27 protein-coding genes are annotated in these 25,420 nt (G+C 62.4%); 20 read left to right on the top strand and 7 right to left on the bottom strand.

Features of this window, described 5'->3' with window-relative positions; translation table 11 throughout:
* Positions 1 to 3: 3 nt before the first annotated feature.
* Both xylB and xylA read left to right on the top strand, forming a co-directional pair.
* The gene (xylB, locus tag MUU54_RS21655; protein ID WP_247246034.1) at positions 4 to 1,458 is read left to right on the top strand and encodes a xylulokinase; all 1,455 of its coding nucleotides are present in this window, start codon (positions 4 to 6) and stop codon (positions 1,456 to 1,458) included.
* 32 nt (positions 1,459 to 1,490) lie between these two features.
* Positions 1,491 to 2,801 (top strand): xylose isomerase, encoded by a 1,311-nt coding sequence (xylA, locus tag MUU54_RS21660; RefSeq protein WP_247246035.1) that lies wholly within the window; start codon positions 1,491 to 1,493, stop codon positions 2,799 to 2,801.
* A gap of 188 nt (positions 2,802 to 2,989) precedes the next feature.
* Here xylA and MUU54_RS21665 read toward each other — a convergent pair whose 3' ends face one another.
* Positions 2,990 to 3,862 (bottom strand): aldo/keto reductase family oxidoreductase, encoded by an 873-nt coding sequence (locus MUU54_RS21665; RefSeq protein ID WP_247246036.1) that lies wholly within the window; start codon positions 3,860 to 3,862, stop codon positions 2,990 to 2,992.
* Positions 3,863 to 3,971: 109 nt separating this feature from the next.
* Between MUU54_RS21665 and MUU54_RS21670 the strand changes: the two genes are divergently transcribed.
* The 13 genes from MUU54_RS21670 to MUU54_RS21730 all read left to right on the top strand — a co-directional run bounded on the left by MUU54_RS21670 (position 3,972) and on the right by MUU54_RS21730 (position 16,080).
* On the top strand, positions 3,972 to 4,880 hold the full coding sequence (locus MUU54_RS21670; protein WP_247246037.1) for a LysR substrate-binding domain-containing protein: 909 nt from the start codon (positions 3,972 to 3,974) through the stop codon (positions 4,878 to 4,880).
* Positions 4,881 to 5,066: 186 nt separating this feature from the next.
* Positions 5,067 to 6,593: a sugar ABC transporter ATP-binding protein gene (locus MUU54_RS21675; protein ID WP_247246038.1), complete on the top strand. Its 1,527-nt coding sequence runs from the start codon at positions 5,067 to 5,069 to the stop codon at positions 6,591 to 6,593.
* Positions 6,594 to 6,597: 4 nt separating this feature from the next.
* Positions 6,598 to 7,599: an ABC transporter permease gene (locus MUU54_RS21680; protein ID WP_247246039.1), complete on the top strand. Its 1,002-nt coding sequence runs from the start codon at positions 6,598 to 6,600 to the stop codon at positions 7,597 to 7,599.
* 64 nt (positions 7,600 to 7,663) lie between these two features.
* Positions 7,664 to 8,629, top strand: coding sequence for a substrate-binding domain-containing protein (locus MUU54_RS21685; RefSeq protein ID WP_247246040.1), 966 nt, complete (start codon positions 7,664 to 7,666; stop codon positions 8,627 to 8,629).
* A 79-nt stretch (positions 8,630 to 8,708) separates the two neighbouring features.
* Entirely contained in the window at positions 8,709 to 9,761 is a 1,053-nt protein-coding gene (locus tag MUU54_RS21690; protein WP_247246041.1) for a sugar phosphate isomerase/epimerase family protein, read from the top strand.
* A gap of 13 nt (positions 9,762 to 9,774) precedes the next feature.
* Positions 9,775 to 10,953 carry a Gfo/Idh/MocA family protein gene (locus tag MUU54_RS21695; RefSeq protein ID WP_247246042.1) on the top strand — a complete coding sequence of 393 codons (1,179 nt, stop codon included), beginning with the start codon at positions 9,775 to 9,777 and terminating at the stop codon, positions 10,951 to 10,953.
* Between the two features lie 127 nt (positions 10,954 to 11,080).
* A complete protein-coding gene (locus MUU54_RS21700) occupies positions 11,081 to 11,281 on the top strand; it encodes a hypothetical protein (protein ID WP_247246079.1) in 201 nt (66 codons plus the stop codon).
* 88 nt (positions 11,282 to 11,369) lie between these two features.
* Entirely contained in the window at positions 11,370 to 12,746 is a 1,377-nt protein-coding gene (locus tag MUU54_RS21705) for a GH1 family beta-glucosidase (RefSeq protein WP_247246043.1), read from the top strand.
* Between the two features lie 274 nt (positions 12,747 to 13,020).
* A complete protein-coding gene (locus MUU54_RS21710) occupies positions 13,021 to 14,061 on the top strand; it encodes a methionine ABC transporter ATP-binding protein (protein WP_247246078.1) in 1,041 nt (346 codons plus the stop codon).
* Positions 14,051 to 14,719 (top strand): methionine ABC transporter permease, encoded by a 669-nt coding sequence (locus MUU54_RS21715; RefSeq protein ID WP_247246044.1) that lies wholly within the window; start codon positions 14,051 to 14,053, stop codon positions 14,717 to 14,719. Before MUU54_RS21710 ends, MUU54_RS21715 begins: the two co-directional genes overlap by 11 nt.
* 28 nt (positions 14,720 to 14,747) lie before the next feature.
* Positions 14,748 to 15,524, top strand: coding sequence for a MetQ/NlpA family ABC transporter substrate-binding protein (locus MUU54_RS21720; RefSeq protein WP_247246045.1), 777 nt, complete (start codon positions 14,748 to 14,750; stop codon positions 15,522 to 15,524).
* 111 nt (positions 15,525 to 15,635) lie between these two features.
* Positions 15,636 to 15,803, top strand: coding sequence for a DUF1902 domain-containing protein (locus MUU54_RS21725; protein WP_247246046.1), 168 nt, complete (start codon positions 15,636 to 15,638; stop codon positions 15,801 to 15,803).
* Between the two features lie 43 nt (positions 15,804 to 15,846).
* Entirely contained in the window at positions 15,847 to 16,080 is a 234-nt protein-coding gene (locus tag MUU54_RS21730) for a type II toxin-antitoxin system HicA family toxin (protein WP_247246047.1), read from the top strand.
* Here the strand turns inward: MUU54_RS21730 and trhO are convergent, their stop codons facing one another.
* From trhO to MUU54_RS21745, 3 genes are all read right to left on the bottom strand, one after another.
* Entirely contained in the window at positions 16,081 to 17,025 is a 945-nt protein-coding gene (gene trhO, locus MUU54_RS21735; protein WP_247246048.1) for an oxygen-dependent tRNA uridine(34) hydroxylase TrhO, read from the bottom strand.
* Between the two features lie 73 nt (positions 17,026 to 17,098).
* Positions 17,099 to 18,013, bottom strand: coding sequence for a CHAD domain-containing protein (locus MUU54_RS21740; RefSeq protein ID WP_247246049.1), 915 nt, complete (start codon positions 18,011 to 18,013; stop codon positions 17,099 to 17,101).
* Positions 17,991 to 18,485, bottom strand: coding sequence for a CYTH domain-containing protein (locus MUU54_RS21745; protein WP_247246050.1), 495 nt, complete (start codon positions 18,483 to 18,485; stop codon positions 17,991 to 17,993). The genes MUU54_RS21740 and MUU54_RS21745 overlap by 23 nt, the downstream gene beginning before the upstream one ends.
* Positions 18,486 to 18,636: 151 nt before the next feature.
* Here MUU54_RS21745 and MUU54_RS21750 point away from each other — a divergent pair, with 151 nt between their 5' ends.
* From MUU54_RS21750 to MUU54_RS21765, 4 genes are all read left to right on the top strand, one after another.
* Positions 18,637 to 19,275 carry a 2-dehydro-3-deoxy-phosphogluconate aldolase gene (locus MUU54_RS21750; protein WP_247246051.1) on the top strand — a complete coding sequence of 213 codons (639 nt, stop codon included), beginning with the start codon at positions 18,637 to 18,639 and terminating at the stop codon, positions 19,273 to 19,275.
* Between the two features lie 97 nt (positions 19,276 to 19,372).
* Positions 19,373 to 20,092: a tellurite resistance TerB family protein gene (locus MUU54_RS21755; RefSeq protein ID WP_247246052.1), complete on the top strand. Its 720-nt coding sequence runs from the start codon at positions 19,373 to 19,375 to the stop codon at positions 20,090 to 20,092.
* 70 nt (positions 20,093 to 20,162) lie between these two features.
* The gene (locus tag MUU54_RS21760; RefSeq protein ID WP_247246053.1) at positions 20,163 to 20,858 is read left to right on the top strand and encodes a GNAT family N-acetyltransferase; all 696 of its coding nucleotides are present in this window, start codon (positions 20,163 to 20,165) and stop codon (positions 20,856 to 20,858) included.
* Entirely contained in the window at positions 20,855 to 21,073 is a 219-nt protein-coding gene (locus tag MUU54_RS21765; RefSeq protein ID WP_247246054.1) for a hypothetical protein, read from the top strand. The genes MUU54_RS21760 and MUU54_RS21765 overlap by 4 nt, the downstream gene beginning before the upstream one ends.
* A 4-nt stretch (positions 21,074 to 21,077) precedes the next feature.
* Here MUU54_RS21765 and MUU54_RS21770 read toward each other — a convergent pair whose 3' ends face one another.
* From MUU54_RS21770 to MUU54_RS21780, 3 genes are all read right to left on the bottom strand, one after another.
* Positions 21,078 to 22,124, bottom strand: a complete 1,047-nt coding sequence (locus MUU54_RS21770) for a nickel/cobalt transporter (RefSeq protein WP_247246055.1) — start codon at positions 22,122 to 22,124, stop codon at positions 21,078 to 21,080.
* Positions 22,124 to 22,765: a DUF1007 family protein gene (locus tag MUU54_RS21775; RefSeq protein ID WP_247246056.1), complete on the bottom strand. Its 642-nt coding sequence runs from the start codon at positions 22,763 to 22,765 to the stop codon at positions 22,124 to 22,126. The genes MUU54_RS21770 and MUU54_RS21775 overlap by 1 nt, the downstream gene beginning before the upstream one ends.
* A 71-nt stretch (positions 22,766 to 22,836) precedes the next feature.
* Positions 22,837 to 23,730 (bottom strand): LysR family transcriptional regulator, encoded by an 894-nt coding sequence (locus MUU54_RS21780; RefSeq protein ID WP_247246057.1) that lies wholly within the window; start codon positions 23,728 to 23,730, stop codon positions 22,837 to 22,839.
* Positions 23,731 to 24,273: 543 nt separating this feature from the next.
* Between MUU54_RS21780 and odc2 the strand changes: the two genes are divergently transcribed.
* A complete protein-coding gene (gene odc2, locus MUU54_RS21785) occupies positions 24,274 to 25,407 on the top strand; it encodes an ornithine/lysine decarboxylase (protein ID WP_247246058.1) in 1,134 nt (377 codons plus the stop codon).
* Positions 25,408 to 25,420: the final 13 nt, after the last annotated feature.

Here is a 25,420-nt window from a genome sequence, read left to right on the forward strand (position 1 = left end):
ACAATGTATCTCGGTCTGGATCTCGGAACCTCCGGCGTCAAAGCCATGTTGATCGACGGCGACCAGCGCATCATCGGCTCGGCCAGCGGCTCGCTCGATGTTTCGCGTCCGCATCCGGGCTGGTCGGAGCAGGATCCGGCACACTGGATCCGGGCGACGGAAGAGGCGGTCGCCGGATTGAAGGCGAAGTTCCCTCACGAGCTTGCGGCGGTGAAGGGGGTCGGACTTTCCGGCCAGATGCACGGTGCCACCCTGCTCGATGCCGAGAACAAGGTTCTGCGACCCTGCATCCTGTGGAACGATACGCGGTCCTATCATGAGGCGGCGGAACTCGACGGGGACCCGCGCTTCCGCAATATCACCGGCAATATCGTTTTCCCGGGCTTCACCGCACCGAAGCTCGTTTGGGTCAAGAACAACGAACCGGAAATCTTCGCGAAGGTCGCGAAAGTGCTGCTGCCCAAAGACTACCTGCGCTTCTGGCTGACGGGCGAGCATATTTCGGAGATGTCGGATTCGGCCGGCACCTCCTGGCTCGACACCGGCGCCCGCAAATGGTCGCCGGAACTTCTGGCAGCGACGGATCTGTCGGAAGATCACATGCCCACGTTGGTCGAGGGGACGGAGCAGGGCGGAAGCCTGCGTGGGGAGCTGGCCTCGCAATGGGGCATGGGCCAAGGCGTTGTCGTGGCCGGCGGGGCAGGGGACAATGCCGCCTCTGCCTGCGGCATGGGAACCGTAGCGGAAGGCAATGCCTTCGTTTCGCTCGGCACCTCGGGGGTGCTATTCGCCGCCAACGGCTCCTATCTGCCGAAGCCGGAAAGTGCGGTGCATGCCTTCTGCCACGCGCTGCCGAACACCTGGCACCAGATGGGCGTCATCCTTTCGGCCACCGATGCGCTGAACTGGCATTCGCATCTCACGGGCAAGAGTGCCGCCGAACTCGCTGCGGAGCTTGGCGAGACGCTGAAGGCGCCAACGGGCGTCACCTTCCTTCCCTATCTTTCCGGCGAACGCACCCCGCACAATGACGCACAGATCCGCGGCGCCTTCATCGGCCTCGGCCACGAGTCCGATCGTGCCGTGCTGACGCAGGCGGTCATCGAGGGCGTGACCTTCGCCATCCGCGACAACCTGGAGGCACTGAAATCCGCCGGTACCTCGACCTCCCGCGTCACCGCCATCGGCGGCGGCTCGCGGTCGCGCTACTGGCTCGCTTCGATTGCAACCTCGCTTGGCGTTGCCGTCGATATTCCGGCGGATGGCGATTTTGGCGCAGCCTTCGGTGCGGCCCGTCTGGGTCTGATCGCCGCAACGGGCGCGGATCCGGTAGCCGTCTGCACACCGCCGAAGACGGCCGAAACCGTCGAGCCGGTCGCCGCGCTGTCTCAAGCCTACGAGGCTGCCTACGAGCGCTACCGGGCGACCTATCCAGCCGTCCGGTCGATCGCACACTAAAACACAACCTTTAGCTCCCAGGAGGAAACACGATGAGCACAGGCTTTTTCGGAGACATCCAGAAGATCAAGTTTGAAGGCCCGGACAGCACCAATCCGCTCGCCTTCCGCCACTACAACCCGGACGAAGTCGTCGCCGGCAAGCGGATGGAGGACCATCTGCGGTTTGCGGTCGCTTATTGGCACACCTTCACCTGGCCGGGTGGCGACCCCTTCGGCGGCCAGACCTTCCAGCGTCCGTGGTTCGAAGACACCATGCAGGCGGCGAAGATGAAGGCCGATGTCGCCTTCGAATTCTACCAGCTGCTCGGCGCGCCCTTCTACTGCTTCCATGATGCCGACGTGCGCCCGGAAGGCAATTCCTTCGCGGAAAACACCAAGAACCTCAACGAGATCGTCGACTATTTCGAGCAGAAGCAGGCCGAAACCGGCGTGAAACTCCTCTGGGGCACGGCGAACCTCTTCTCGCACCGCCGGTTCATGGGCGGCGCCTCCACCAATCCGGATCCGGATGTCTTCGCCTTCTCGGCAGCGACCGTGAAGACCTGCATGGACGCGACCAAGAAGCTCGGCGGCTCCAACTACGTCCTCTGGGGCGGCCGCGAAGGCTATGAGACGCTGCTCAACACCGATGTCGGCCGGGAGCTCGACCAGATGGGCCGCTTCCTCAACCTCGTCGTCGAATACAAGTACAAGATCGGCTTCGAAGGCACGATCCTGATCGAGCCGAAGCCGCAGGAGCCGACCAAACACCAGTACGACTACGACGTCGCGACCGTCTACGCCTTCCTGCAGAAGCACGGGCTGGACAAGGAAGTGAAGGTCAATATCGAGCAGGGCCACGCGATCCTTGCCGGCCATTCCTTTGAGCACGAGATCGCCATGGCGAACGCCTTCGGCATCTTCGGTTCGATCGACATGAACCGCAACGATTACCAGTCCGGCTGGGATACCGACCAGTTCCCTAACAACGTGCCGGAAATGGCGCTGGCCTACTACCACATCCTGCAGGGCGGCGGCTTCGAGAACGGCGGCACCAACTTCGATGCCAAGCTGCGCCGCCAGTCGCTCGATCCGCAGGATCTCTTGATCGGCCATATCGGCGGCATGGATTGCTGCGCCCGTGGTCTCAAGGCTGCGGCGAGGATGGTCGAGGACCGGGCGCTGTCGAAGCCGCTGGAAGAGCGCTATGCCGGCTGGGACGGCCCGGAAGCGCAGAAGATGCTGCGCGGGGAATACAAGCTGGATGACATCGCCGCCATGGTAGAACGGGAGAACATCAACCCCGAGCCCCGCTCCGGCCGCCAGGAATATCTGGAAAACGTCGTCAACCGCTACGTTTGATCTTAAATGGGGCCGCGAAAGCGGCCCCCAGACTGCTGACAAAGTCCTCTTTGCCTTTGCTGGCGCTACTTCGACTCCGATCCGTTCTCTTTTCGATTCAGAGACGTTCCGTGAATCTTGGTCCTTGAGAAGGTGGGGCGGGGGTTTGTCATCAAGCTGGGGGCCGCGAAAGCGGCCCCTTATTTCGTTCAGCTGGCCGCAGCGATGCGATCCAGTTGTGCCACAGCCTCTTGCGGCAGTTCGAGTTCGGCTGCCGCAAGGTTTTCTTGCAGGTGGGCGACCGATGAGGTGCCGGGGATCAGCAGGATGTTCGGCGACCTTTGCAGAAGCCAGGCCAGCGCCACCTGCATCGGCGTTGCCTGAAGCTGGGTTGCGACATCATTGACTGTCGCAGACTGCAGCGGCGAAAAGCCGCCGAGCGGAAAGAAGGGCACATAGGCAATCCCGTCACCCGCCAGCATGTCGATCAGCGCATCGTCCTTCCGATGGGCGATGTTGTACATGTTCTGCACGCAGACGATGTCGCATATCCTGCGGGCTTCTTCTATCTGTCTTGGCGTCACGTTCGAAAGACCGATGTGACGGATGAGCCCCTGGTATTGCAGCTCGGCAAGCGTCGTGACCTGTTCCTCGATCGATCCTTCCGCCGGGCCGTGCACATCGAACATGATACGCAGGTTGACGACGTCCATCGTCTCGCGCTGAAGATTGCGCAGGTTGTCATGTACCGCCTGGGTCAGCTGATCCTCGGAAAAAGCAGGATCCCAGGAACCCTCGGCGCCTCGGGTTGCGCCGATCTTGGTGACGATCGTCAGGTCATCCGGATAGGGATGAAGTGCTTCGCGGATGATCTGGTTGGTGATGTGCGGCCCGTAGAAGTCGCTGGTGTCGATGTGGTTGACACCGGCTTCGATGGCGGCACGAAGCACCGCGATCGCCTGGTCGCGATCTTTCGGCGGACCGGAGACGCCCGGCCCTGCGAGTCGCATGGCGCCATAACCCAGGCGCTTTACCTGCCGGCTGCCAAGCTGGAAGGCGCCTGATTTTCCGATGTCAACCATTGTCTTTCTCCTTTTGGGTGAGGATGTGAAGTGCTGGTCCAGAGATACGCGCTGGCGCTTCGTCTGATAATCCGGCACAATCGGCACGGGTTGTACGGAGAAGCGAACAATGGATGTGGAACTGGGGGATCTCGGCGCCTTCGTCACCGTGGCGCGGGCAAAGGGTTTTCGCGAAGGAGCGCGCATCAGCGGAGCGAGTCCCTCCGCCTTGAGCGAAGCGGTGCGGCGGCTTGAAGCGGAGCTCGGCGTGCGTCTTCTGAACCGCACGACGCGTTCGGTGGCTCCCACCGAAGCTGGAGAAATGCTGCTTGCCCGGCTGGCGCCGGCGCTCGGCGAGGTTGAAGCAGCCCTGGATGCCGTCAATGGCTTTCGTGACCGGCCGGCCGGAACGCTGAAGCTGAACGTCCCGATCAGCGCCGCCCGGCTAGTTTTGCCTCGCACCGTGCCGGCATTCCTTGCCGCCTATCCTGACATCCGGCTGGAGGTGATGACGGACGAGAGCTTCGTCGATGTACTTGCGGCCGGTTGCGATGCCGGCATCCGCTATGGTGAGCGGCTGGAGCAGGACATGATTGCGGTGCCGATCGGGCCACCCACTCAAGTTTACGGCTTCGCAGCTTCGCCCGCCTATCTCGACCGCCATGGCCGCCCGGAGCATCCGCGCGATCTCCTGAACCACTCCTGTCTGCGACATCGCTTCCCGAGCGGCAACATGCCGAACTGGGAATTCGAAAAGAATGGCGAAGTGGTGGTGGTCGAGCCGAAGGGGCCGCTGATCGTCCAGGCCGGAGGGGCAATCGATCTGGCGATTGAAGCCGCGGCCGCAGGGATCGGCATCATTGCGCTGTTCGAGGAATGGCTGCGTCCGCATCTTGAAAGTGGCGCGCTCGAGCCGGTATTGCAGCCGTGGTGGCAGGAATTCCCCGGACCATTCCTGTACTATCCCGGTCGGCGTCTGGTGCCGGCGCCGCTGCGCGCGTTCGTGGATTTCGTCAAATCGCATCCGATTGAGGCATGATGTGTCGGTGATCGGCTGTTGAAGAGGCTTTTGTTCGCTGAAAGCTGCTTTACGTACCTCAAAATCTTGGCTAGCCTGAAATCGGGAGGAAGTTCAGGTGCATCTAACAAAATCATTGCGAACTGGCGCTTGCCGCGCGGGTGGGGCTGCGATCGCTCCGCCGTCATGGGCTGCGGGTGGCACACGATGACGTCCGAAGCTGCGGAGAACGTGCCGGCGATCCTCGCCGCGCGTGCGCTGTCGAAGAGCTTTGGTCCCGTCGAAGTTCTGCACGACGTTGGCCTGACGGTACGGCCGGGCGAAGTCCACGCCATCATCGGCGAAAACGGGGCCGGCAAGTCGACGCTGATGAAGATCCTCGCCGGCAACCATGAGCCGACGCGTGGCGAAATCCTGATCGATGGCGAGCCAGTCCACCTGTCCGGACCCGTGGACGCGGAGAAGCGTGGCATCGTGCTGGTCCACCAGGAAATCCTGCTCGCCCCCGATCTCACCGTCGCGCAGAACATCTATCTCGGCCGCGAGCTGCCGAAGGGCATCTCCGTCGACGACAAAGCGATGAACGAAGGCGCTGCCAAGGCGCTTCACGATCTCGGCGCCGAGATCGATCCGAAGACCGTCGTTCGCAGCCTGTCGATCGCGCAGCGCCAGCTGGTGCAGATCGCCCGCGTGCTGCTCGTGCCACACCGGATTGTCATCTTTGACGAGCCGACCGCTTCGCTTACTCCTTTCGAGACCGAAGCACTTCTCAAGGTGATCACGGACATTCGCGCCAAGGGCGTCGGCGTGCTCTACATTTCCCACCGCCTGCCGGAGGTGAAGGAAATTGCCGACCGCGTCACCGTGCTTCGCGACGGACATGTCGTCGCCGCTCATGACGTTTCGGAGCTGGAGCCCGCGGACATGGCGCGCCTGATGGTAGGGCGCGACGTGACGAAGCTTTATCCGGATCGCCATGCCACCGGCCAGGTCCGGGAGACGGTACTGGAGGTCAAGGACTTTACCGTTCCCGGCTATGCACGCAACGGGAGCTTCGAGCTCCGCAAGGGCGAAATCCTCGGGTTTGCCGGGCTGGTCGGTGCCGGCCGCACTGAGTTGATGGAAGGCGTGGTGGGTCTGCGGCGCGGCCATGGATCGGTTCGCCACAACGGCACCGCCGTCACCTTTGCCGATGCGCAGGCCAGCTTGAAGGCCGGGATCGCTTATCTTTCCGAAGATAGGAAGGGCAAGGGGCTGCTGCTCCTCAAGGACCTTGCGACGAACCTGACGCTCGCATCGATCGGCAAGTTCCTGCGCGGCGGGCAGATCGATCGCAAGAAGGAAGACGCTGCACTCGACGAGGCGATCGGCGAGTTCGACATTCGAACGGGCCGCAAGGATCTGCTGGCCGGCCAGCTTTCGGGCGGCAACCAGCAGAAGCTCTTGATCGCCAAGATGATGCTGCTCGACCCGTCCATCGTCATTATCGATGAGCCGACGCGCGGGATCGACATCGGCACGAAGGAACAGATCTACAAATTCATTGCCCGGCTTGCAGAGGAGGGACGGTCGATCATCGTCGTCTCGTCCGAGATGCCGGAGCTGATCGGCATCTGCGATCGCATCCTTGTCATGCGCTCGGGCGAGATTGTCGGCGAAGTTACAGGGGAACACATGAACGAAAACGAGATCGTGGTGCTCGCCACCGGCGTGAAGACCGGGGAGGCAGCCTGAAGCCATGAGCACTGCCGCAACCGAAACGCCAAAGGCTAAGACGTCGCGTGACTGGGACCTGAGGGCGGTGGCGCCCTTCGTGGCGCTTGCCCTGCTGCTTGTGCTGGGCGCGATCGCAAACGAGAACTTCATCTCGGTGGCGAACCTCTCCAACGTCATCACCCGCAGCGCCTTCATCGCCATCATCGCCCTTGGCGCCACCTATGTGATCTCTTCGGGCGGGCTCGACCTGTCGGTCGGCGCCATGGTGGCCTTCGTCGCAAGCCTCATGATCATGTTCATGAATTCCGCGCTGATCGCGGATCCGATGCTGATGCTGGTGACGGCCATGCTCGTCGCCGTCGCGATCGGCGCCGCCTGCGGCCTGTTCAACGGGCTGATTACCACCGTCGGGCAGATTGAGCCGTTCATCGCCACGCTCGGCACTATGGGCATCTATCGCGGCCTCACCACCTGGCTGTCCCAGGGCGGCGCCATCACGCTGCGCGACCGCGAGCTTCAGTCGCTCTACCGCCCGGTCTATTTCGGCGAACTCCTGGGCGTGCCGGTGCCGATCATCGTGATCTTCGTCACTGCCGCAATTGCCGCCTTCGTGCTCTACCGCACGCGCTACGGCCGTCACCTGATCGCGGTCGGTTCGAACGAAGACGTTGCCCGCTATTCCGGCATTTCGGTCAAGCGGGTCCGCACCATCGCCTACATCGTGCAGGGACTGTGCGTTGCGCTTGCCGTGCTCCTCTACGTGCCGCGCCTCGGGTCGACATCGGCCACCACGGGCATCCTGTGGGAACTGCAGGCGATCACCGCCGTGGTGGTCGGGGGGACGGCCCTGCGCGGCGGCGTCGGGCGTATCTGGGGCACACTCTGCGGCGCCTTCATCCTGGAGATTGTCGGCAACATCATGCTGCTGTCGAACTTCGTCAGCGAATACCTCATCGGCGCCATCCAGGGCGCGATCATCATCATCGCCATGCTCGTGCAGCGTTCGCTGTCGCGGCGGTCGTGAGAACCGGCCGGGCTCATGGGTCGCGCCCGACCGAAGTCAAAGACCCATAACTGGGAGAGAGAACATGCGTAGAAGAACATTCGGTCTTGCCGTCGCAGCGCTTGCAGCCTCGGTCGCCATGGGCCCGAGCCTCGGCTGGGCGCAGGAGGAGAAGAAGGTCACCATCGGCGTTTCCATTCCGGCCGCCGACCACGGCTGGACGGCGGGCGTCGTCTACCACGCCGAGCGCGTCGCCAATCTTCTCATGGAAGAGCATCCGGGCCTCAACGTCATCGTCAAAACGTCGCCGGATCCGGCAACCCAGGCGAATGCCGTACAGGATCTCGCCGTGCAGGGCATCGACGCGCTCGTCATCCTGCCGACTGATCCGGATCCGCTGGTCAACGCCATCCAGCAGGTCAAGGATGCCGGCACCTTCGTCGCCCTCGTCGACCGCGCACCGTCCAACAACGACAATACGATCCGTGACCTTTACGTCGCCGGCAACAACCCGGCCCTTGGCCGCGTCGCTGGCGAATACATTGCGGAAACGACACCGGATGCGAAGGTCGTGGTCATCCGTGGCCTTCCGATCCCGATCGATCAGCAGCGCCAGGACGGCTTCGACCAGGGCATCGAGGGCTCCAATGTCGAGGTGCTGGAGCGCCAATACGGCAACTGGAACCGCGACGATGCCTTCCGCGTGATGCAGGACTACCTGACCAAGTATCCGGAAATCGACGTGGTCTGGGCACAGGACGATGACATGGTCGTCGGCGTTCTGGAAGCGATCGAGCAGGCTAACCGTGACGACATCCAGTATGTCGTCGGCGGTGCCGGTTCCAAGGACATGGTCAAGCGCGTCATGGACGGCGACAAGATGGTGCCGGTCGACGTGCTTTATCCGCCGGCGATGATTGCGACCGCCATGCAGCTGACGGCCGACGGTCTGTACGATCAGGTTCCCGTCAGCGGCGAGTACATCCTCGACGCGACGCTCGTCACCAAGGAGAACGCCGAGCAGTTCTACTTCCCGGACTCCCCGTTCTGATCAACCACCAGCGCGCGCGATCCCTCGCGCGCGCTTTTTCATGTCCGCCACACACAGAGACCATCGGAGGAGCAAGCTCATGAAGACCATCAAGGGACCGGCCATCTTTCTCGGCCAGTTCGCGGGCGACGAGGCGCCGTTCAACTCCTGGGACGGGATCACCAAATGGGCGGCGGAAAAGGGCTATATCGGCGTACAGGTGCCGACCTGGGCTGCACAGCTGATCGACCTGAAGAAGGCGGCCGAATCTAAGGATTATTGCGACGAGTTCGCCGGCATTGCGCGCCAGAACGGCATCGAAGTGACGGAACTCTCTACGCACCTGCAGGGCCAGCTGGTTGCCGTTCATCCGGCCTACGACGAGGCCTTCGACGGTTTCGCCGTGCCGGAAGTGCGCGGAAACCCGAAGGCGCGCCAGGAATGGGCGGTCGAGCAGGTGAAGATGGCGCTGTCGGCGTCGAAGAACCTCGGGATCAAGGCGCACGCAACCTTCTCGGGTGCGCTTGCGTGGCCGTTCATCTATCCCTGGCCGCAACGCCCCGCCGGCCTGATCGAGACCGCCTTCGAGGAACTCGCCCGCCGCTGGACGCCGATCCTCGACCATGCCGATTCCTGCGGCGTCGACGTCTGCTACGAAATCCATCCGGGCGAAGACCTGCATGACGGGGTCACATTCGAGATGTTCCTGGAGCGGGTGAAGAACCATCCGCGCGCCAACATGCTCTACGACCCGTCGCACTACGTGCTGCAGTGCCTGGATTATCTGGACAACATCGACATCTACAAGGACCGGATCAAGATGTTCCACGTCAAGGACGCGGAGTTCAATCCGACCGGCCGCCAGGGCGTCTATGGCGGCTACCAGGGCTGGGTGCAGCGCGCCGGCCGCTTCCGGTCGCTGGGTGACGGACAGGTCGATTTCGGCGCCGTCTTCTCAAAGCTGACCGCGAACGACTTCGATGGCTGGGCTGTCGTGGAGTGGGAATGCGCTCTGAAGAATTCCGAGGACGGCGCGCGTGAAGGCGCCGAATTCGTCAAGCACCACATCATTCGCGTCACTGAGAAAGCTTTCGACGACTTCGCCGCCGGCGGCACGGACGAAGCGGCCAACCGCCGGATGTTGGGACTGTAAGGGAGAAACGACGATGGCTATCGAAGGCAAGGACGAACAGGCGCGCGAGCCGCGCATCCGGCTCGGCATGGTGGGCGGTGGCGCGGGCGCCTTCATCGGTGCCGTCCATCGCATGGCTGCCCGCCTCGACGACCAGTTCGATCTAGTCGCAGGCGCCCTCTCCTCGACGCCGGAAAAGGCGATGCAGTCGGGACGCGACCTCGGGCTCGACCCGGCGCGCACCTATGGCTCCTACAAGGAAATGGCGATCCGCGAGGCGCGGCTGAAGAACGGCATCGAAGCCGTCTCGATCGTGACGCCGAACCACGTGCATTACGAGGCGGCCAAGGAGTTCCTGCGCCGCGGCATCCATGTGATCTGCGACAAGCCGCTGACGTCGAACCTTTCGGACGCGAAGAAGCTGAAGAAAGTGGCGGACGAGAGCGATGCGCTTTTCATCCTCACCCACAACTACACCGGCTATCCGATGGTGCGGCAGGCGCGCGAGATGATCCAGAACGGCGATCTCGGCACGCTCCGCATCGTGCAGGTCGAGTATCCGCAGGACTGGCTGACGGAAGCGGTCGAGCAGACCGGCGCCAAACAGGCGGTCTGGCGTACCGACCCGGCGCAATCCGGCGCTGGCGGTTCCACCGGCGATATCGGCACGCATGCCTACAACCTTGCCTCCTTCATCACCGGCCTGACGCTGGAAAGCCTGGCGGCCGACCTCGACAGCTTCGTCGAAGGGCGGCGGCTTGATGACAATGCCCACGTGATGCTGCGTTTCGAGGGCGGTGCCAAGGGCATGCTCTGGTGCAGTCAGGTGGCGCCGGGCCATGAGAACGGCCTCAAGATTCGCGTCTACGGCACCAAGGGCGGCATCGAATGGGTGCAGGCTGACCCGAACTATCTGTGGTTTACCCCATTCGGCGAACCGAAGCGGCTGATCACCCGCAACGGCGCCGGTGCAGGGAGCGCTGCCGGCCGCGCCAGCCGCATCCCGTCAGGTCATCCGGAAGGTTATCTCGAAGCCTTCGCGACGATCTACACGGAGGCAGCCCACGCCATCAACGCCAGGAAGAAGGGTGCTACCGTCGACAACGCGGTCATCTACCCGACGGTCGACGACGGCGTGAAGGGCGTCGCCTTCGTGGAGGCTTGTGTGGCTTCGTCGAAGAAGAATGGCGCCTGGGTGAAGCTGCCCGCTTGAGGTCCGCATTACCGATGAGCCTGGCTGGCTCCTCGGTACGACCGTTGCTGCCGCAGATGTCGCTATTGCCGGACGGTGTTGAAGCCCTAGCTAGGCGTCGTCTTCAACGCGAAAGGGCGGCAGGGAAATGAACAGCAGAAGTGGCCTCTACATGATCATCGGTGCTCTGGTGGTCGTCGTGATCGGGCTTGGCATTTATGTCTATCAGGAAGAGTCGGAGCCATCGGGCGTCGAGATCACGATCGGCGAAGACGGGGTTTCGGTCGAGGGAAACCAAATCTCTACCCTGTTGGAGCCTACGATCTCAGCCGCTGAAACGTTGCAGTAATCGGCATGGCCGGATGTACAAGCCTCCGTTGCTTGGCTAAATCGACTTCCATCAAGATGCTGACTAACACCCTACACGGATGCCTGCCATGACCGACCCGAAGACCCTCGCCTCTCGCTTCCCCGGCGACTTCACCTTTGGTGTCGCCACGGCCTCATTCCAAATCGAAGGGGCGACGAAGGAGGGCGGGCGCAAGCCGTCCATCTGGGACGCCTTCTCCAACATGCCGGGCCGCGTTTTCGGCCGCCACAACGGCGACGTTGCCTGCGATCATTATCATCGGCTGGAGCAGGATCTTGACCTGATCAAGGAGATGGGCGTTTCCTCCTATCGGTTCTCGATCGCCTGGCCGCGGATCATCCCGGAAGGTGTGGGCTGGGTCAACGAGAAGGGGCTGGACTTCTATGACAGGCTGCTCGACGGCTGCAAGGCGCGCGGCATCAAGACCTTCGCCACGCTCTACCACTGGGACCTGCCGCTGGCCCTTTTGGGGGACGGTGGCTGGACCGCTCGCTCTACTGCCTATGCCTTCCAGCGCTATGCCAAGGTCGTGATGGCACGGCTCGGAGACCGGCTGGATGCGGTTGCCACCTTCAACGAGCCGTGGTGCTCCGTCTGGCTCGGTCATCTCTACGGCGTCCACGCGCCGGGCGAGCGCAACATGGAGGCGGCCCTCCATGCCATGCACTACACCAACCTGGCGCACGGGCTTGGGGTGGAGGCGATCCGCGACGTCAGCCCCAATGTTCCCGTTGGGCTGGTGCTGAACGCGCATTCAGTCATTGCCGGTTCCGAAAGCACCGAGGACAAGGCCGCCACCGAGCGCGCCTTCGATTTCCACAACGGCTCCTTCTTCGGGCCGGTGTTCAAGGGCGAATATCCAGCCTCGCTGCTGGACGCTCTCGGCGACCGCATGCCGGAGGTGGAGGAGGGGGATCTCGCCGCGATCAGCCAGAAGCTCGACTGGTGGGGCCTCAACTACTACACGCCGATGCGCGTCCTGGCGGATGCGTCCGAGGAGGCCGAATTCCCGGCCACCAAGCCCGCGCCGTTCGTTGGCGAGACCGTGACGGATATCGGCTGGGAAATCTGGTCGGCAGCGATGAAGTCGCTCGTCATGGACCTCTACGATCGCTATGACTTGCCGGAGATGTATGTCACCGAAAATGGCGCCTGCTACAACATGGGTGTTGGCGCCGATGGTGAGGTGGATGACCAGCCGCGTCTCGATTACTACGCCGATCACCTTTCGGTCTGCGCCGACCTCGTCAGCGAGGGTTATCCGCTACGCGGCTATTTCGCCTGGAGCCTGATGGACAATTTCGAATGGGCAGAGGGCTATCGCATGCGCTTCGGGCTTGTCCATGTCGATTACGAGACGCAGGAGCGGACTGTTAAGAAAAGCGGCAAGTGGTATCGTGACCTCGCCCTGAACTTCCCGCACGGTAATCACAAGACGGCGTGATCGCAGGAAATTTTTCCTGCAGGCCGGGTTTTCCGGATTCTCATTCCTATCTTTTTCACGGCGGACGATGCATCTAGGCGCCAACGGCAAGCCGGTGGCTGCCGCTAGGAAGGCACGAAGAGAATGTCCGCGACGGTCTGGTTCAAACGAATGTGTGGCATGGCGTCCTGACCTGCAGCGGGCATGGCTGCCCGCACGTAAACAGACCTTAATCCCGTGAGCTTTCCACATGTCCCATGAAAATTCCGCGCCTGCTGCCGGACCCACCGGCGCCATGGTCGCTTTCGAGAATGCCACCAAGCGCTTCGGCGGCACCAAGGGCGAGCCTGCCTTCACCGCGCTTGACGGCGTGGACCTGACGGTTCCCCGTGGCGCCATCACCGGCATCATTGGCCGCTCGGGCGCCGGCAAGTCGACGCTTATTCGGCTCGTCAACGGCCTGGAGAAGGCAAGTTCCGGCAGGGTCGTGGTCGATGGCGTCGAGGTTGGCGCGCTCGGTGAAACTGGCCTGCGCGACCTGCGCCGCCAGGTCGGCATGATCTTCCAGCACTTCAACCTCCTTTCGTCGCGCACCGCCTTTGATAACATCGCGCTGCCGCTCGAGATCGCCGGCATGGATCGCAAGGCAATCCGGGACCGCGTGGCACCGCTGGTGGATCTCGTCGGCCTTGGTGACAAGGCCGGCCGGTATCCTGCGGAACTCTCCGGCGGTCAGAAGCAGCGCATCGGCATCGCCCGCGCACTCGCCACCGAGCCGAAGCTGCTTCTCTCGGACGAGGCCACCTCGGCGCTTGATCCAGAGACGACGCAGTCGATCCTGAAACTGCTGAAGGACATCAATCGCGACCTCGGCCTTACGGTGCTGCTGATCACCCATGAGATGGAGGTGGTGAAGACGATCGCCTCGCAGGTGGCGGTAATCGACAAGGGCAAGATCGTCGAGAACGGCCGGACCTTCGACGTCTTCACTGCGCCGAAACACGAGACCACGCAGTCGCTTCTGGCGGTCGCGATTGGCGCAAAGCTGCCGGAATGGATCCGTACGGACCTTAAGCCGGTACCCGCACCCGGGGACCGGGCGCTGGTGCGCCTGGTGTTCTTTGGTGAAACGGCCTTCCAGCCGCTGACGGCGCGGCTCGTTGCCGAGATAGGCCCGGACGTAAACATCCTTGCCGGGGCCATCGACGAGATCGCTGGCGAACCTTTCGGCTCTCTGGTTGTTTCCTATGCAGCCGATCCGCAGACGCTGGAGCGCGCCCGCAGCTTCTTTCAGCAAACCCGACTGACGACGGAGGTGCTTGGCTATGGCGCCTGACATGCTTTTTTCGCTGCTCTGGAAGGCACTCCTGCAGACGGTGCATATGGTTGCCGTCGCGGGTGTCATTGGCTCGCTGATCGGCCTGCCAATCGGCATCTTCCTTGCCACGAGCGGTCGCGGCGAACTCTTTCCGGCGCCGACTGTCAACAAAATCGTTGGTGCTATCGTCAACGCCACCCGCTCGACGCCCTTCATCATTCTTGTGGTGGCCATCATTCCATTCACGCGGCTGGTGACCGGCACCTCCATCGGGACGGCTGCCGCGATCGTGCCGCTGACGATTGCGACAATTCCCTTCGTCGCACGGCTGGCGGAATCGGCGATCCGCGAGGTCGACAAGGGACTGATAGAGGCTGCCCGTGCCATGGGTGCGACGCCGCTGCAGATTGTCTTCAAGGTGCTGCTGGCCGAGGCAAAGCCTGGCTTGACGCTGGCGCTCACGCTGACGCTCGTCAGCTTGGTCGGCTACTCCGCCATGGTCGGCGCCGTGGGTGGCGGTGGGCTCGGCGATCTCGGGATCCGCTATGGCTATCAGCGTTTCATGCCGGAGGTGATGTTCGCCGTCGTAGTCGTGCTGATCGTGCTGGTGCAGGCGATCCAAACGAGCGGCGACATGCTCGCGCGGCGCTTCGACAAGAAAGCCCGCAAGAACTAGAACACCAACATCTGAAAGGGAGATATCCATGAAGAAGTTCATCCTGGCGGCTGCCATCGCCGCCTTCGCCGCAGGTTCCGCGGCTGCCGAGACCATCAAGGTTGGCGTCACCCCTGGTCCGCACGCTCAGATCATGGAGAAGGTCAAGGAAGTTGCCGCGACGAAAGGCCTCGACATCGAGATCCTCGAGTTCTCCGACTATGTCGTGCCTAACCAGGCGCTCAACGACGGTGAGTTGAACGCGAACTCGTTCCAGCACCAGCCCTATCTCGACAACCAGGTCGCCGACCGGGGCTTCGACCTCGTGAGCGTCGCCAAGAACGTCAACTTCCCGATGGGCGTCTATTCCAAGAAGGTGAAGAGCCTCGACGAACTGGAAAATGGCGCGACGATTTCGATCCCTAATGACCCGACCAATGGCGGCCGTGCACTGCTGGTGCTCGCTGACCAGGGCCTGATCAAGGTCGACCCGGAAAAGGGTCTGAAGATCGGTCCGGCCGACGTCACCGAAAACCCGAAGAATATACAGTTCGTTGAACTCGATGCCGCACAGCTGCCGCGCTCGCTCGATGACGTTGCCGCTGCCGTCATCAACACCAACTATGCGCTGGAAGCCGGTCTCAACCCGAAGACGGATTCGATCGCCATCGAAGGCGAGAAGGCTCCATACGTCAACGTCATCGCCGTGCGCTCTGCCGACAAGGACGCGCCGTGGGTGAAGACGCTGGTTGAGTCCTACCAGAACGACGAGGTAAAGGCCTTCGTCAACGAAGAGTTCAAGGGCGCTGTCGTCACCGGCTGGTAAGCTCTTGCGCGGAGCCTGTAACAAAGCAGGCTCCGCCAGACAATTTCTTCCGGCATCGGCATGTGATAAGGAGACACCTGTCGCTGTTGACCGTTCGCCGAAGGGACGACCATGAAACACGCTTCGATCATTATCCGTGCGATCTGGGACGAGGACGCCGAAGTCTGGGTTGCGGCCAGCGGGGACATCGACGGACTTGCCGTCGAGGCCGAGACACTCGAAAAGCTCGAGAAGAAGGTGATTGCTGCGGTTGGCGACCTGCTGGAGACGAACGGATAGGTGTTCGAGCTCCCGGAGATCCCAGTCCACATCATGTCTGAACATGTCGCCAAGATACCGAACCCGCGTTTCTGGCCGATGGGCGCCCTACTTGCGGGAACTGAAGGAGCTGCTAACAGCAGCAGGCTGCAAATTTTTTGTTCGTCCCGGAAAGGGAGACCACGAGATCTGGTTCAGCCCTATCACCAGCCGCCACTTCACTGTCGATCACGGCGTGAAGTCCCGCCATACCGCCAATGAAACGCTGAAACAGGCGGGCCTTCCAAAGTCTCTCTGATCAGCTGCCGATGTGCTTCTGTCCGCGCTTCTTCGCCAGCGCGATCTGCTGCTGGCGCTGGCGGTAGCGCTGCCGATCCGCTTCGGTGCGCGTCTCATAGCAATGGCTGCAAGACACGCCTTCCTCGTAATAAGGCGAGGTGACTTCTTCGGCGGTGATCGGGTTGCGGCAGGCGTGGCAGAGGCGGTGCGAGCCTTCCTTCAGGCCGTGCTCGACCGAGACGCGCTCGTCGAAGACGAAGCAGGCGCCTTCCCAGAGGCTTTCTTCCGCCGGGACCTCTTCCAGATATTTCAGGATGCCGCCCTTGAGGTGGTAGACCTCGTCGAAACCCTGCTCCTTCATGAAGGCGGTCGCCTTCTCGCAGCGGATGCCGCCGGTGCAGTACATAGCGATCTTCGGCTTGTTGTGCAGGCCTGTGTTGTTCTTCACCCAGTCGGGAAACTCGCGGAAGGTCTTCGTCTTCGGGTCAACCGCGCCCTTGAAGATGCCGATGGCCGTCTCGTAGTCGTTGCGGGTGTCAATGACGATGGTCTCTGGATCGGAGATCAGTGCGTTCCAGTCCTTTGGGTCGACATAGGTGCCGACGATCTTATTGGGGTCGATGGCCTCGACGCCCATCGTCACGATCTCCTTCTTCAGTCGCACCTTCATGCGCAGGAACGGCATCTTGGAGGCCCGGCTTGCCTTGTGCTCCAGCGCCGCAAACTCCGGCTGCGCCCGCAGGTGCGCCAGCACCGCGGCAATGCCGGCGTCAGGGCCGGCAATCGTGCCGTTGATGCCTTCATGCGCGAGCAGCAGCGTGCCCTTCACGCCGTTTGCCTCGCAGAGCGCCTGCAGCGGCTCGCGGAATTCAGCAAAGCGCGGGAAGCTTGCGAAGTGGTAGAGCGCCGCCACGCAAGTGGAGCCGGACTTGTCCAGCGTCTGGAGTACAGGGTTTTCGGTCATGGCGGGGGAATACTACCAGACGCGACACCGCGCAACGCGCTTTCTGTCGCTGGTCTCACCGGCATTTGGGACACTACTTGCGAGATGCCGCTTCCTTCCAGAGCAGCGCGATCCGTGCCGCCTCGGTGTCTGCATCATCGGCGAACACGAGCTTCGCCTGCTCGAGCGACTCTTGCCGCAGCTCCTGCTGGTGGGCGATGATCGCGCCGATGACACGGGCGAGCGTCTCGCTGTCGCCAAAGAGGTCGGGATTTTCGTTCACCACCTGCGTCAGCACCGAAAGGTCGTGCTCGTGGCCAAGTAGGTCCACAAGCGCCTTCGCCTCGCGCTGCTTGGCCCGCATGGCCGAGGCCCAGAGATCGGAGAGCAGCGCCAGGTACATCCAGTAGGTCTGGCCGACCTTGCGCAGGTCGTGGAAATGCTCCGCATCGCCACCTTCCTCGCAGGCAACCAGGTCCGCCGCTGCCCGCGACAGCTGCTTGCGCCAGGCCTTGGCGAGACGATTGGCGGTGCGGCGCGGGCTGTTGTCCAGGTGGAGCTCTTGCAGCGCGCCGATCGCCTCATGGCAGGACTGCACCGCAGCCGCCATCTTGGCAGGAAGATCGCTTTCCTCATGCGCGATGCGATCGCGCCGCTCAATCAGGGTTTTGGCGGCAAATTTCAACGCCGCCGATTCTTCCGGCGAACCGGCCTGGGCAGCGAGATAATCCACCGTCTCCACCAGCGCCGCCGCGTCACGCACCACAGACAGCGTCTTCGCCGTATCGCGAATGCGCGCGTTCTCCCGCGCCCTGAACTCCTTGGCGTCCGACTGGATCAGGCGGTAGAGAGCGCGGACCCGCTTGAACCTCTTGCGCGCGTCGTGAACCGCCTCGTGCGGTCCCTCCGGCTGGTCTTCCAGAAAGCGTATGGCTTGCCGAAGCTGATGCTCGGCGACGGACCGGAATTCTTGCGTAAAAGGCCGGTCAGGCCGGATGCGAAACGCCATCACAAAGCTCCGCGCTCAAATCTTCGGTCGCCATTAACTGGTTGGAGTAGCGGCGGTCTCCGGTCACTTCCGCTCCAAGCCAAGGTGGCAAAGGCGGCTCCTGTTCTTCGTCCTCCATCTCCACCTCAGCGACGACCAGACCATCATAGGCGCCGGCATAGACATCGACTTCCCATGTAAAGCCCTCGTGCTCGACCTCGTGACGGGTCTTTTCCAGGACGATGCCGAGGGCGCTGGCGGCCAGCTCCTTCGCATCGGCGACGGGGATGGAGTATTCAAATTCGTCGCGGCTGATCAACTGGCGGCCGATCTTCAGCGTCAGGGTCGCGCGCTCGTCATCCATGATGCGGATGCGCAGCGAGCGATCGTCCATCGTGACGATGTAGGCCTGGACGAAATCGGAAGAAGACGTGGCTTCGGGCCGCCAGCCGTCATCCTTCACCAGAAACTTCCGCTCAATTTCCTTGGCCATTACTATTCCACCCGTCCTTCTCAAGAGCCTACTGCAACGGCAGTGTCTCGCAAAGGTTCCGATTGCCACGGGGCTGATTTTTCCTCGACAATCCAAGGCGAGGGGGCTATTTCCAACCCAACTTCAATCGTTTGAAAAACGGGAGCGTCCCATGGCCGGCAAGACTGAAAACCTTCTCGCGATCCTTCGGGCGCAGCCCGTGGTGCCGGTGCTGATCGTGGAAGACGCGAAGTCTGCCGTACCGCTGGCGCGGGCGCTCGTCGAAGGCGGTCTGAACGCGATCGAGATCACCATGCGTACGCCGGCAGCGCTCGATGCGGTCCAGGCGGTGGCCGCCGAGGTCGAAGGCGCCAATGTCGGTGCGGGCACCATCCTCAGCGCGAAGGACTTCGATGCGGCGGTGGCAGCAGGATCCACCTTCATCGTCAGCCCTGGTGCAACACGGGGCATTCTGGAAGCCGCGAAGAACTCGAGCGTGCCGCTCCTGCCGGGTGCTGCAACGGCAAGCGAAGTCATGGCGTTGCGCGAGGAAGGTCTTGAAGTTCTCAAGTTCTTCCCGGCGGAACAGGCCGGCGGCGCTGCCTATCTCAAGTCGCTGTCGTCGCCGCTTGCCGGCACGCTTTTCTGCCCGACCGGCGGCATTTCGCTGAAGAACGCCAAGGACTACCTGTCGCTGCCGAACGTCGTCTGCGTCGGCGGGTCCTGGGTGGCGCCGAAGGAGATGGTGGCCGCAGGCGATTGGGCGGGCATCAGCAAGCTGGCCCGCGAGGCGGCGGCACTGAAGGCCTGACATCTGCGTGACCAGATGGCGCCGTGTCCATCCGGCGCCTTTGCAATCCGTGGTTCCGTTCCTATCTCCTGTAAGTGTTTCACAATGGGAGATTGCGATGTTCGACGCCAAGAAGCTTCTGGACCAGTTCCTCGGGCCGCAGATGGGCAGCAGGGCCGGAGGCATGCTGGGCTCCGGAGGAATGCTGGACAAGGCAGGGCAGTTCGGCGACATCGCAAAGAACAACCCGCTGAAGACGGCTGGTATCGCCGCAGCCCTTCTTGGAACGAAGACCGGCCGCAAGCTTGTCGGCAACGTCGCGACGGTCGGTGGCATCGCCGCAATCGCCGGCCTCGGCTACATGGCCTACAAGAACTACCAGTCTGGCCAGTCGCCGCAGACGGTGGCGCAGAAGGAACCGGAGATCCTGCTGCCGCCCAGCAATTCGGGCTTCGACCTGCAGTCCCCGGCGCTCAGCAATGATTTTGCTTTGACGCTCGTGCGCGCGATGATTGCCGCCGCCAAGGCGGATGGGCACATCGACGCAAATGAGCGCGCCAACATCATGGACAAGGTGCATGCGGTCGATCTGGGTTCGGAAGCGGAGGCGTTCATCGCGGACGAGCTCGCCAATCCGGTCGATATCGACGATCTCGTTGCCGCGGCGCGGACGGAAGAGCAGAAGGTCGAGCTCTACACCGCCACCCGCATCACTATCGATCCGGACACGCGCGCGGAGCGGGGCTACCTCGACCTGCTCGCCGGCCGCCTCGGGCTCCCCGACGCCCTGATCGACCACATCGACGCGACGGTCTCTGCGGCAAAAGTGCAGGCGTGAGGCGAACGCGGCCAGTTGCCTTTGCCGGGCGGCTGGCCTAAGCCTCGGCTCCACTGCAAGAGGCTGACCGATGCGCGATCTCAGGAACTACAAGGTACCGGCACCCGCTCCCGTGACGCTTCAGGGGCGTTATGTTACGCTGGAGCCTTACGACCGCTCCGAGCATCTGGAGCCGCTGTGGCAGGCGCTCGGCGGTGCGGATGCGGTCAATGAATTGCTTCGTTATTTCCCTCAGGATGCATTTTCCGAAGCCGGGCCGTTCGGAGACTGGCTGGAGGCCGCCGGCCGCGATTTCGGCTGGATCACCCTCGTCTTCCGCGAGAATGCCAGCGGCAAGATCGTCGGCATGGCGAGCTACATGCGGCCCGATCCGAAGAATGGCGCGGTCGAGGTAGGGTCGGTGGCCCATGGCCCCGGCATCCAGCGGTCGCCGCTGACGACCGAGGCCCATTACCTCATGGCCCGGCACGTCTTCGAAGAGCTGGGCTACCGTCGCTACGAGTGGAAGTGCCACAACGAGAACGAGCCGAGCAAACGCTCTGCCGCCCGCTACGGCTTCACCTTCGAAGGTATCTTCCGCCAGCACATGATCTCCAGGGGAGCCAACCGCGATACGGCCTGGTTCTCGATGATCGATGGCGAATGGCCCGTGCTGAAACAGGCGTTCGAGACCTGGCTCGCGCCGGAGAATTTTGACGAACAGGGCCGGCAGCGCCGGCGGCTGGAGGATATTCGTGCAGAGATCAGTCAGGGAGCAGCAGCATGAGCGGTGACAGCAGGCGAGGCCCGATCATCGCGGCAGGGCTCATCCTTGTCGGTTTTCTCGCGCTTTTCTTCGTGATGCCGCCGATCATGCTCTGGCTGGCCGAGCGCTTCTCGCCCTATGCCGCGGCCGTGTTCGCGGTTCTGGCCGTCCTGTCCTTCTTCCTGATCTTCTGGCTGCGGGCGCGACACCAGCGCAAGCGGGACGGTCAGCGCTGAGCCGTCAGGCCTGCAGCGAGGCGCCCAGCAGGGACAACCCGATCAACAGGATGAACAGCGCACCGGCGATCTCGAAGGTCGAGGTGACACGGCGGCCGGTTGCCGTGCTGGGGCCGGCAAAACGCAAGGCAACGTCCTTGGCGGCAACGGCGAGGATCGCCAAGAGCGAGACCGTGATTGCGGTGCCGAGCGACATCGCCAGCACGGACAGCATGCCGCCGAGATAAAGGCCGTTCAGCAGCGAGAAACTCATCACCAGAATGGCTCCGGAACAGGGGCGCAGACCCACAGCAACGATTGCCGACCAGGCTTCCTTCGTGCGAAAGCGGCTGCCGCCGAGAAGGCGTGGATCAGGCGCGTGGCTCACGCCGCAGGTCTCGCAATGGTCGCCGCTGCCGGAATATGCGTGGTCCGTCACCTCGACGGCCTGAAACCGTGAAACCGGTGCGGCCGACGCAGCGCTCAGTGAGCGAGGAGAGGGAAGGGGCGCTGCTGCTGCCGACGATATCGAAGGCCGTGGGCGCAGCGACATCAGCTTGCGGGCCAGAAGCCAGGCGCCGAAGACCGCGATCAGCGCGAAGCTTGCGACTTCCATCGCCCAGGTGGCGGCGGTCATCGTAATGCCCGTCCCGCGCAGAGCGAAGAAGGCGACGCCGACCAGAAGGATTGCGGTCAGTCCCTGCAAAATGGCAGACACGAAGGAGATGACGACGCCCCGCCGCAACTCCACCTCATTGGCGATCATGTAGGAGGAAATTACCGCTTTGCCATGTCCGGGGCCGGCGGCGTGGAAAATGCCGTAGGCGAAGGAGAGTCCGATGAGGCCGGCCAGCGCGAAGGGATCCTCGCGCATCGCCTTCAGCGCGGCGGTCAACGATCGATAGAAGGCTTGCTGATAGCTGTTGACCCAGGAAAAGAAGCCGCCGAGCGGCCCGCCGATGCTGAAGGCTGGCTCTGCCGACCCGACGCCGAGCGGCGATTGCGCATGGGCGACGCCCGCAACCAAGACGGCAAGAGCCAGCACCGCAACGGATGTCTTGGCCAGCCGCATCAGCAGGTCAGCTCCAGGCGTGTGGCAAACAGCTTGGACATGTCGGTGCCCGTTGGATCATTGAAGAAGGCGTCGGTCAGCGTGGCGCTGTTTTCTGCAATGATCTCATCGGGATCCGGCCGCACCACCTCCCGCTTGCAGGCCTCCGCCGCCTTCCCCTGTGCAACAAGATCCTCGTCCGTCGGAAAGTCGATTGCTGTATACATCGACCGATCGTAGATCCCGAAGGTGAGCTTGCCCTTCAGCGGCAGCGTCTTTTCCGGCTTCACCGCAAAGAAGACCATGACCTGGTTCTGGTCGTAGGAAACGTGGATTACGTCCGGCTTCTGTACCTTCTCCGACTTTCCGTCGGCCGTGACGGTGGTGAAATAGTCGAAGTCGGCGAGCGAGGTGCGCATCACCTCGCCGAGTTCGGCCAGTTCCTTCTCGTCCAGCTTCAGATCGGTGTTGGCATCGAAGTCGAGCAGCACGCTGGAGGAAAACACCTCGTCGAAGCGCCAGACATTGCGCAGTTCCTGAATGTTGCCGTCATCACCGGCGATAACTTCGAGTCGCGCCTCGGCAAAGATGTGCGGATGGGCGAGCGCCAGGCTCGGCACCGAAAGCGCAAGCGCCGTCAGCAGGGGTAGGGCATGCTTCATGCGGGGCCGCGACTCTCGTTGGAACATTCGGCGGTTCTGCGGGGGAAATGGGTCAGAAATTCGACGTTGTCTCAGTGGCGGCGACGGAACCAGACGGCAAGATAGTCGACGAAGCTGCGGACCTTTGCCGGCAGATACCGGCGATGCGGGTAGACGGCATATATCCCGCGGTCCTTGGCGATATAATCCTCCAGAAGCGTCACGAGGTCACCGGACTGTATCGACGGGCCGGCAATGAAGTCTGGGATGATGGCAACACCCAGACCGGCTTTGGCCGCACGAAGCGTTGCCTGCGGACTATTGACTTCCAGCGGTCCTGTGACTGGGACTGAGATCGTATTTCCGTCCGGTCCGGAGAAGCGGACGTTGTTGTGCCAGCGGGAATTGGTGTCAATGATGAAGGGGATTCGGGACAGATCCTGCGGCGTCTCGATCGGACCGTGTCGGGCGACGAAATCGGCGGAGGCGCAGGCATAGACGCGGAAGTCGGACACCTTGCGGGCGATCAGGCCGGAATCTTCGAGTTTCGTAATTCGGATGGCGAGGTCGAAGCTTTCCTCGATCAGGTCGACGAAACGGTCCTCTGCGACGATCTCCAGCGAGACTTCTGGATGTTCCTTAGCAAAATCGATTAGCGACTGGCCGACCTCGGCATCGACGAAGGTCCGCGGTACCGACACCCGCAGGCGACCCTTGAGATCAGCGTTGTTCTCCCGCACCAGGTCGGAGAGGTTGTCGATCTCCTTCAGGATGTCGGCGGCGGTGCGATAGTAGGTGTGGCCTGCTTCGGTCATGGAGAACTGGCGGGTGGTGCGGTTCAGAAGCAGCGCCCCCAGGTCGTCTTCCAGTTCCTTCACATACTTGGAAAGCAGTGCCTTGGAGCGGCCGGTGCGGCGCGCGGCTGCCGAAAAACCTTCGGCCTCCACCACGTCGATAAAGGCGCGCATGCGCGTCAAAGTATCCAAAGTTGTCGTCCCTTCCTAAGCCCCGTCGCCTAGTTGGGATTTCTCGTGTTCCGACGCAATGTGAAATCTATGAGATGGGCCAAAAAATCTCTTGATTGTGAAGGCGAATGTTCTTATCTCCCGTGCTGCCCAAAGTCGCACGTGCCTGTGGGTGTCCGCCGACCCTCGAACTGGGATTTATCCCTAAGGTGAGGTCATCGGTAAGGTACCTGGAACTAACCCCTCCAGTCGCTATTCCGGCCAACCGGGAAATGCGAGGACATCTTGAAGCAACGACGGTGCGGGCCTTTCTAGTCTCTGCCGGCTTTCCATCAGCCGGCAATACTGAAGAGGCACACCATCATTGCCGGAAGTGCGGTAGGGTCTCCCTCCAATCCATGGCAGACAAAGCCGGATCGAAGCCCTTGGCAGGGCGTTGGTCCAATGTTTGCGCGTATGAGCGTAGTGCGGTACCGGGGTCTCCATCGGCTGGTACTATTGCATATTCTCATCCGCCCTTTGTCCTCCGGTCCGCCGGAGCCTGAGATCGTAAGGGACTGCAAGATGACGACCGCTCGTATTCTCGATTTCATAAAGACCCGACGTCCGGAAGGCCCGTGCCTCGTGGTCGACCTCGATGTCGTGCGCGACAATTACCACGCGTTCCGTCATGCCCTGCCGGACAGCGCGATCTACTACGCCGTCAAGGCGAACCCGGCTCCGGAGATCCTGAAGCTCCTGGCTTCGCTCGGCTCGAACTTCGACTGCGCATCGGTTGCCGAAATCCAGATGGCGCTCGACGCCGGCGCGTCGCCGGAGCACATCTCCTACGGCAACACGATCAAGAAGGAGCGTGACATTGCTCGTGCACACGCGCTCGGCATCGCACTCTTTGCCGTCGACAGCCATGAGGAAGTCGAGAAGATCTCGCGTGCCGCTCCCGGCGCCCGCGTGTTCTGCCGCGTCCTGACGGATGGCGAAGGTGCCGAATGGCCGCTCAGCCGCAAGTTCGGCTGCGTGCCGCAGATGGCCGTCGACGTGCTCGTCTATGCGCACCAGTTGGGCCTGGAATCCTACGGCGTGTCCTTCCACGTCGGCTCGCAGATGACCAAGGTCGATGCCTGGGATTCAGCGCTCGCCGACGCCAAGCGCGTCTTCGCACAGCTGGCCAAGCAGGGCATCCACCTGCAGATGGTCAACATGGGCGGCGGCTTCCCGACCAAGTACCTGCGTGACATCCCGTCGGCGGAAGCCTACGGCCAGGCGATCTTTGCCGCACTTCGTGCGCACTTCGGCAACAACCTGCCGAGGACGATCATCGAGCCGGGCCGCGGCATGGTTGGCAATGCGGGTGTGATCAAAGCGGAAGTCGTTCTCGTGTCGAAGAAGTCCGACAACGACAACCACCGCTGGGTCTATCTCGACATCGGCAAGTTCGGCGGTCTCGCCGAGACGATGGACGAGGCAATTCGTTACCCGATCCGCACCGAGCGCGATGCGGACGAGATGGAGCCATGCGTGCTCGCCGGCCCGACCTGCGATTCAGCCGACGTGCTCTACGAGAAGAACATGTACCCGCTGCCCGTGTCCCTCACGATCGGCGACGAGGTTCTGATCGAAGGCACCGGCGCCTATACGACGACCTATTCGGCGGTTGCCTTCAACGGCTTCGATCCGCTGAAAAGCTACGTCATCTGATCCGATCCGCGGT

It is taken from the genome of Pseudorhizobium tarimense, assembly GCF_022968135.1.
Taxonomy (GTDB): Bacteria; Pseudomonadota; Alphaproteobacteria; order Rhizobiales; family Rhizobiaceae; genus Neorhizobium; species Neorhizobium tarimense.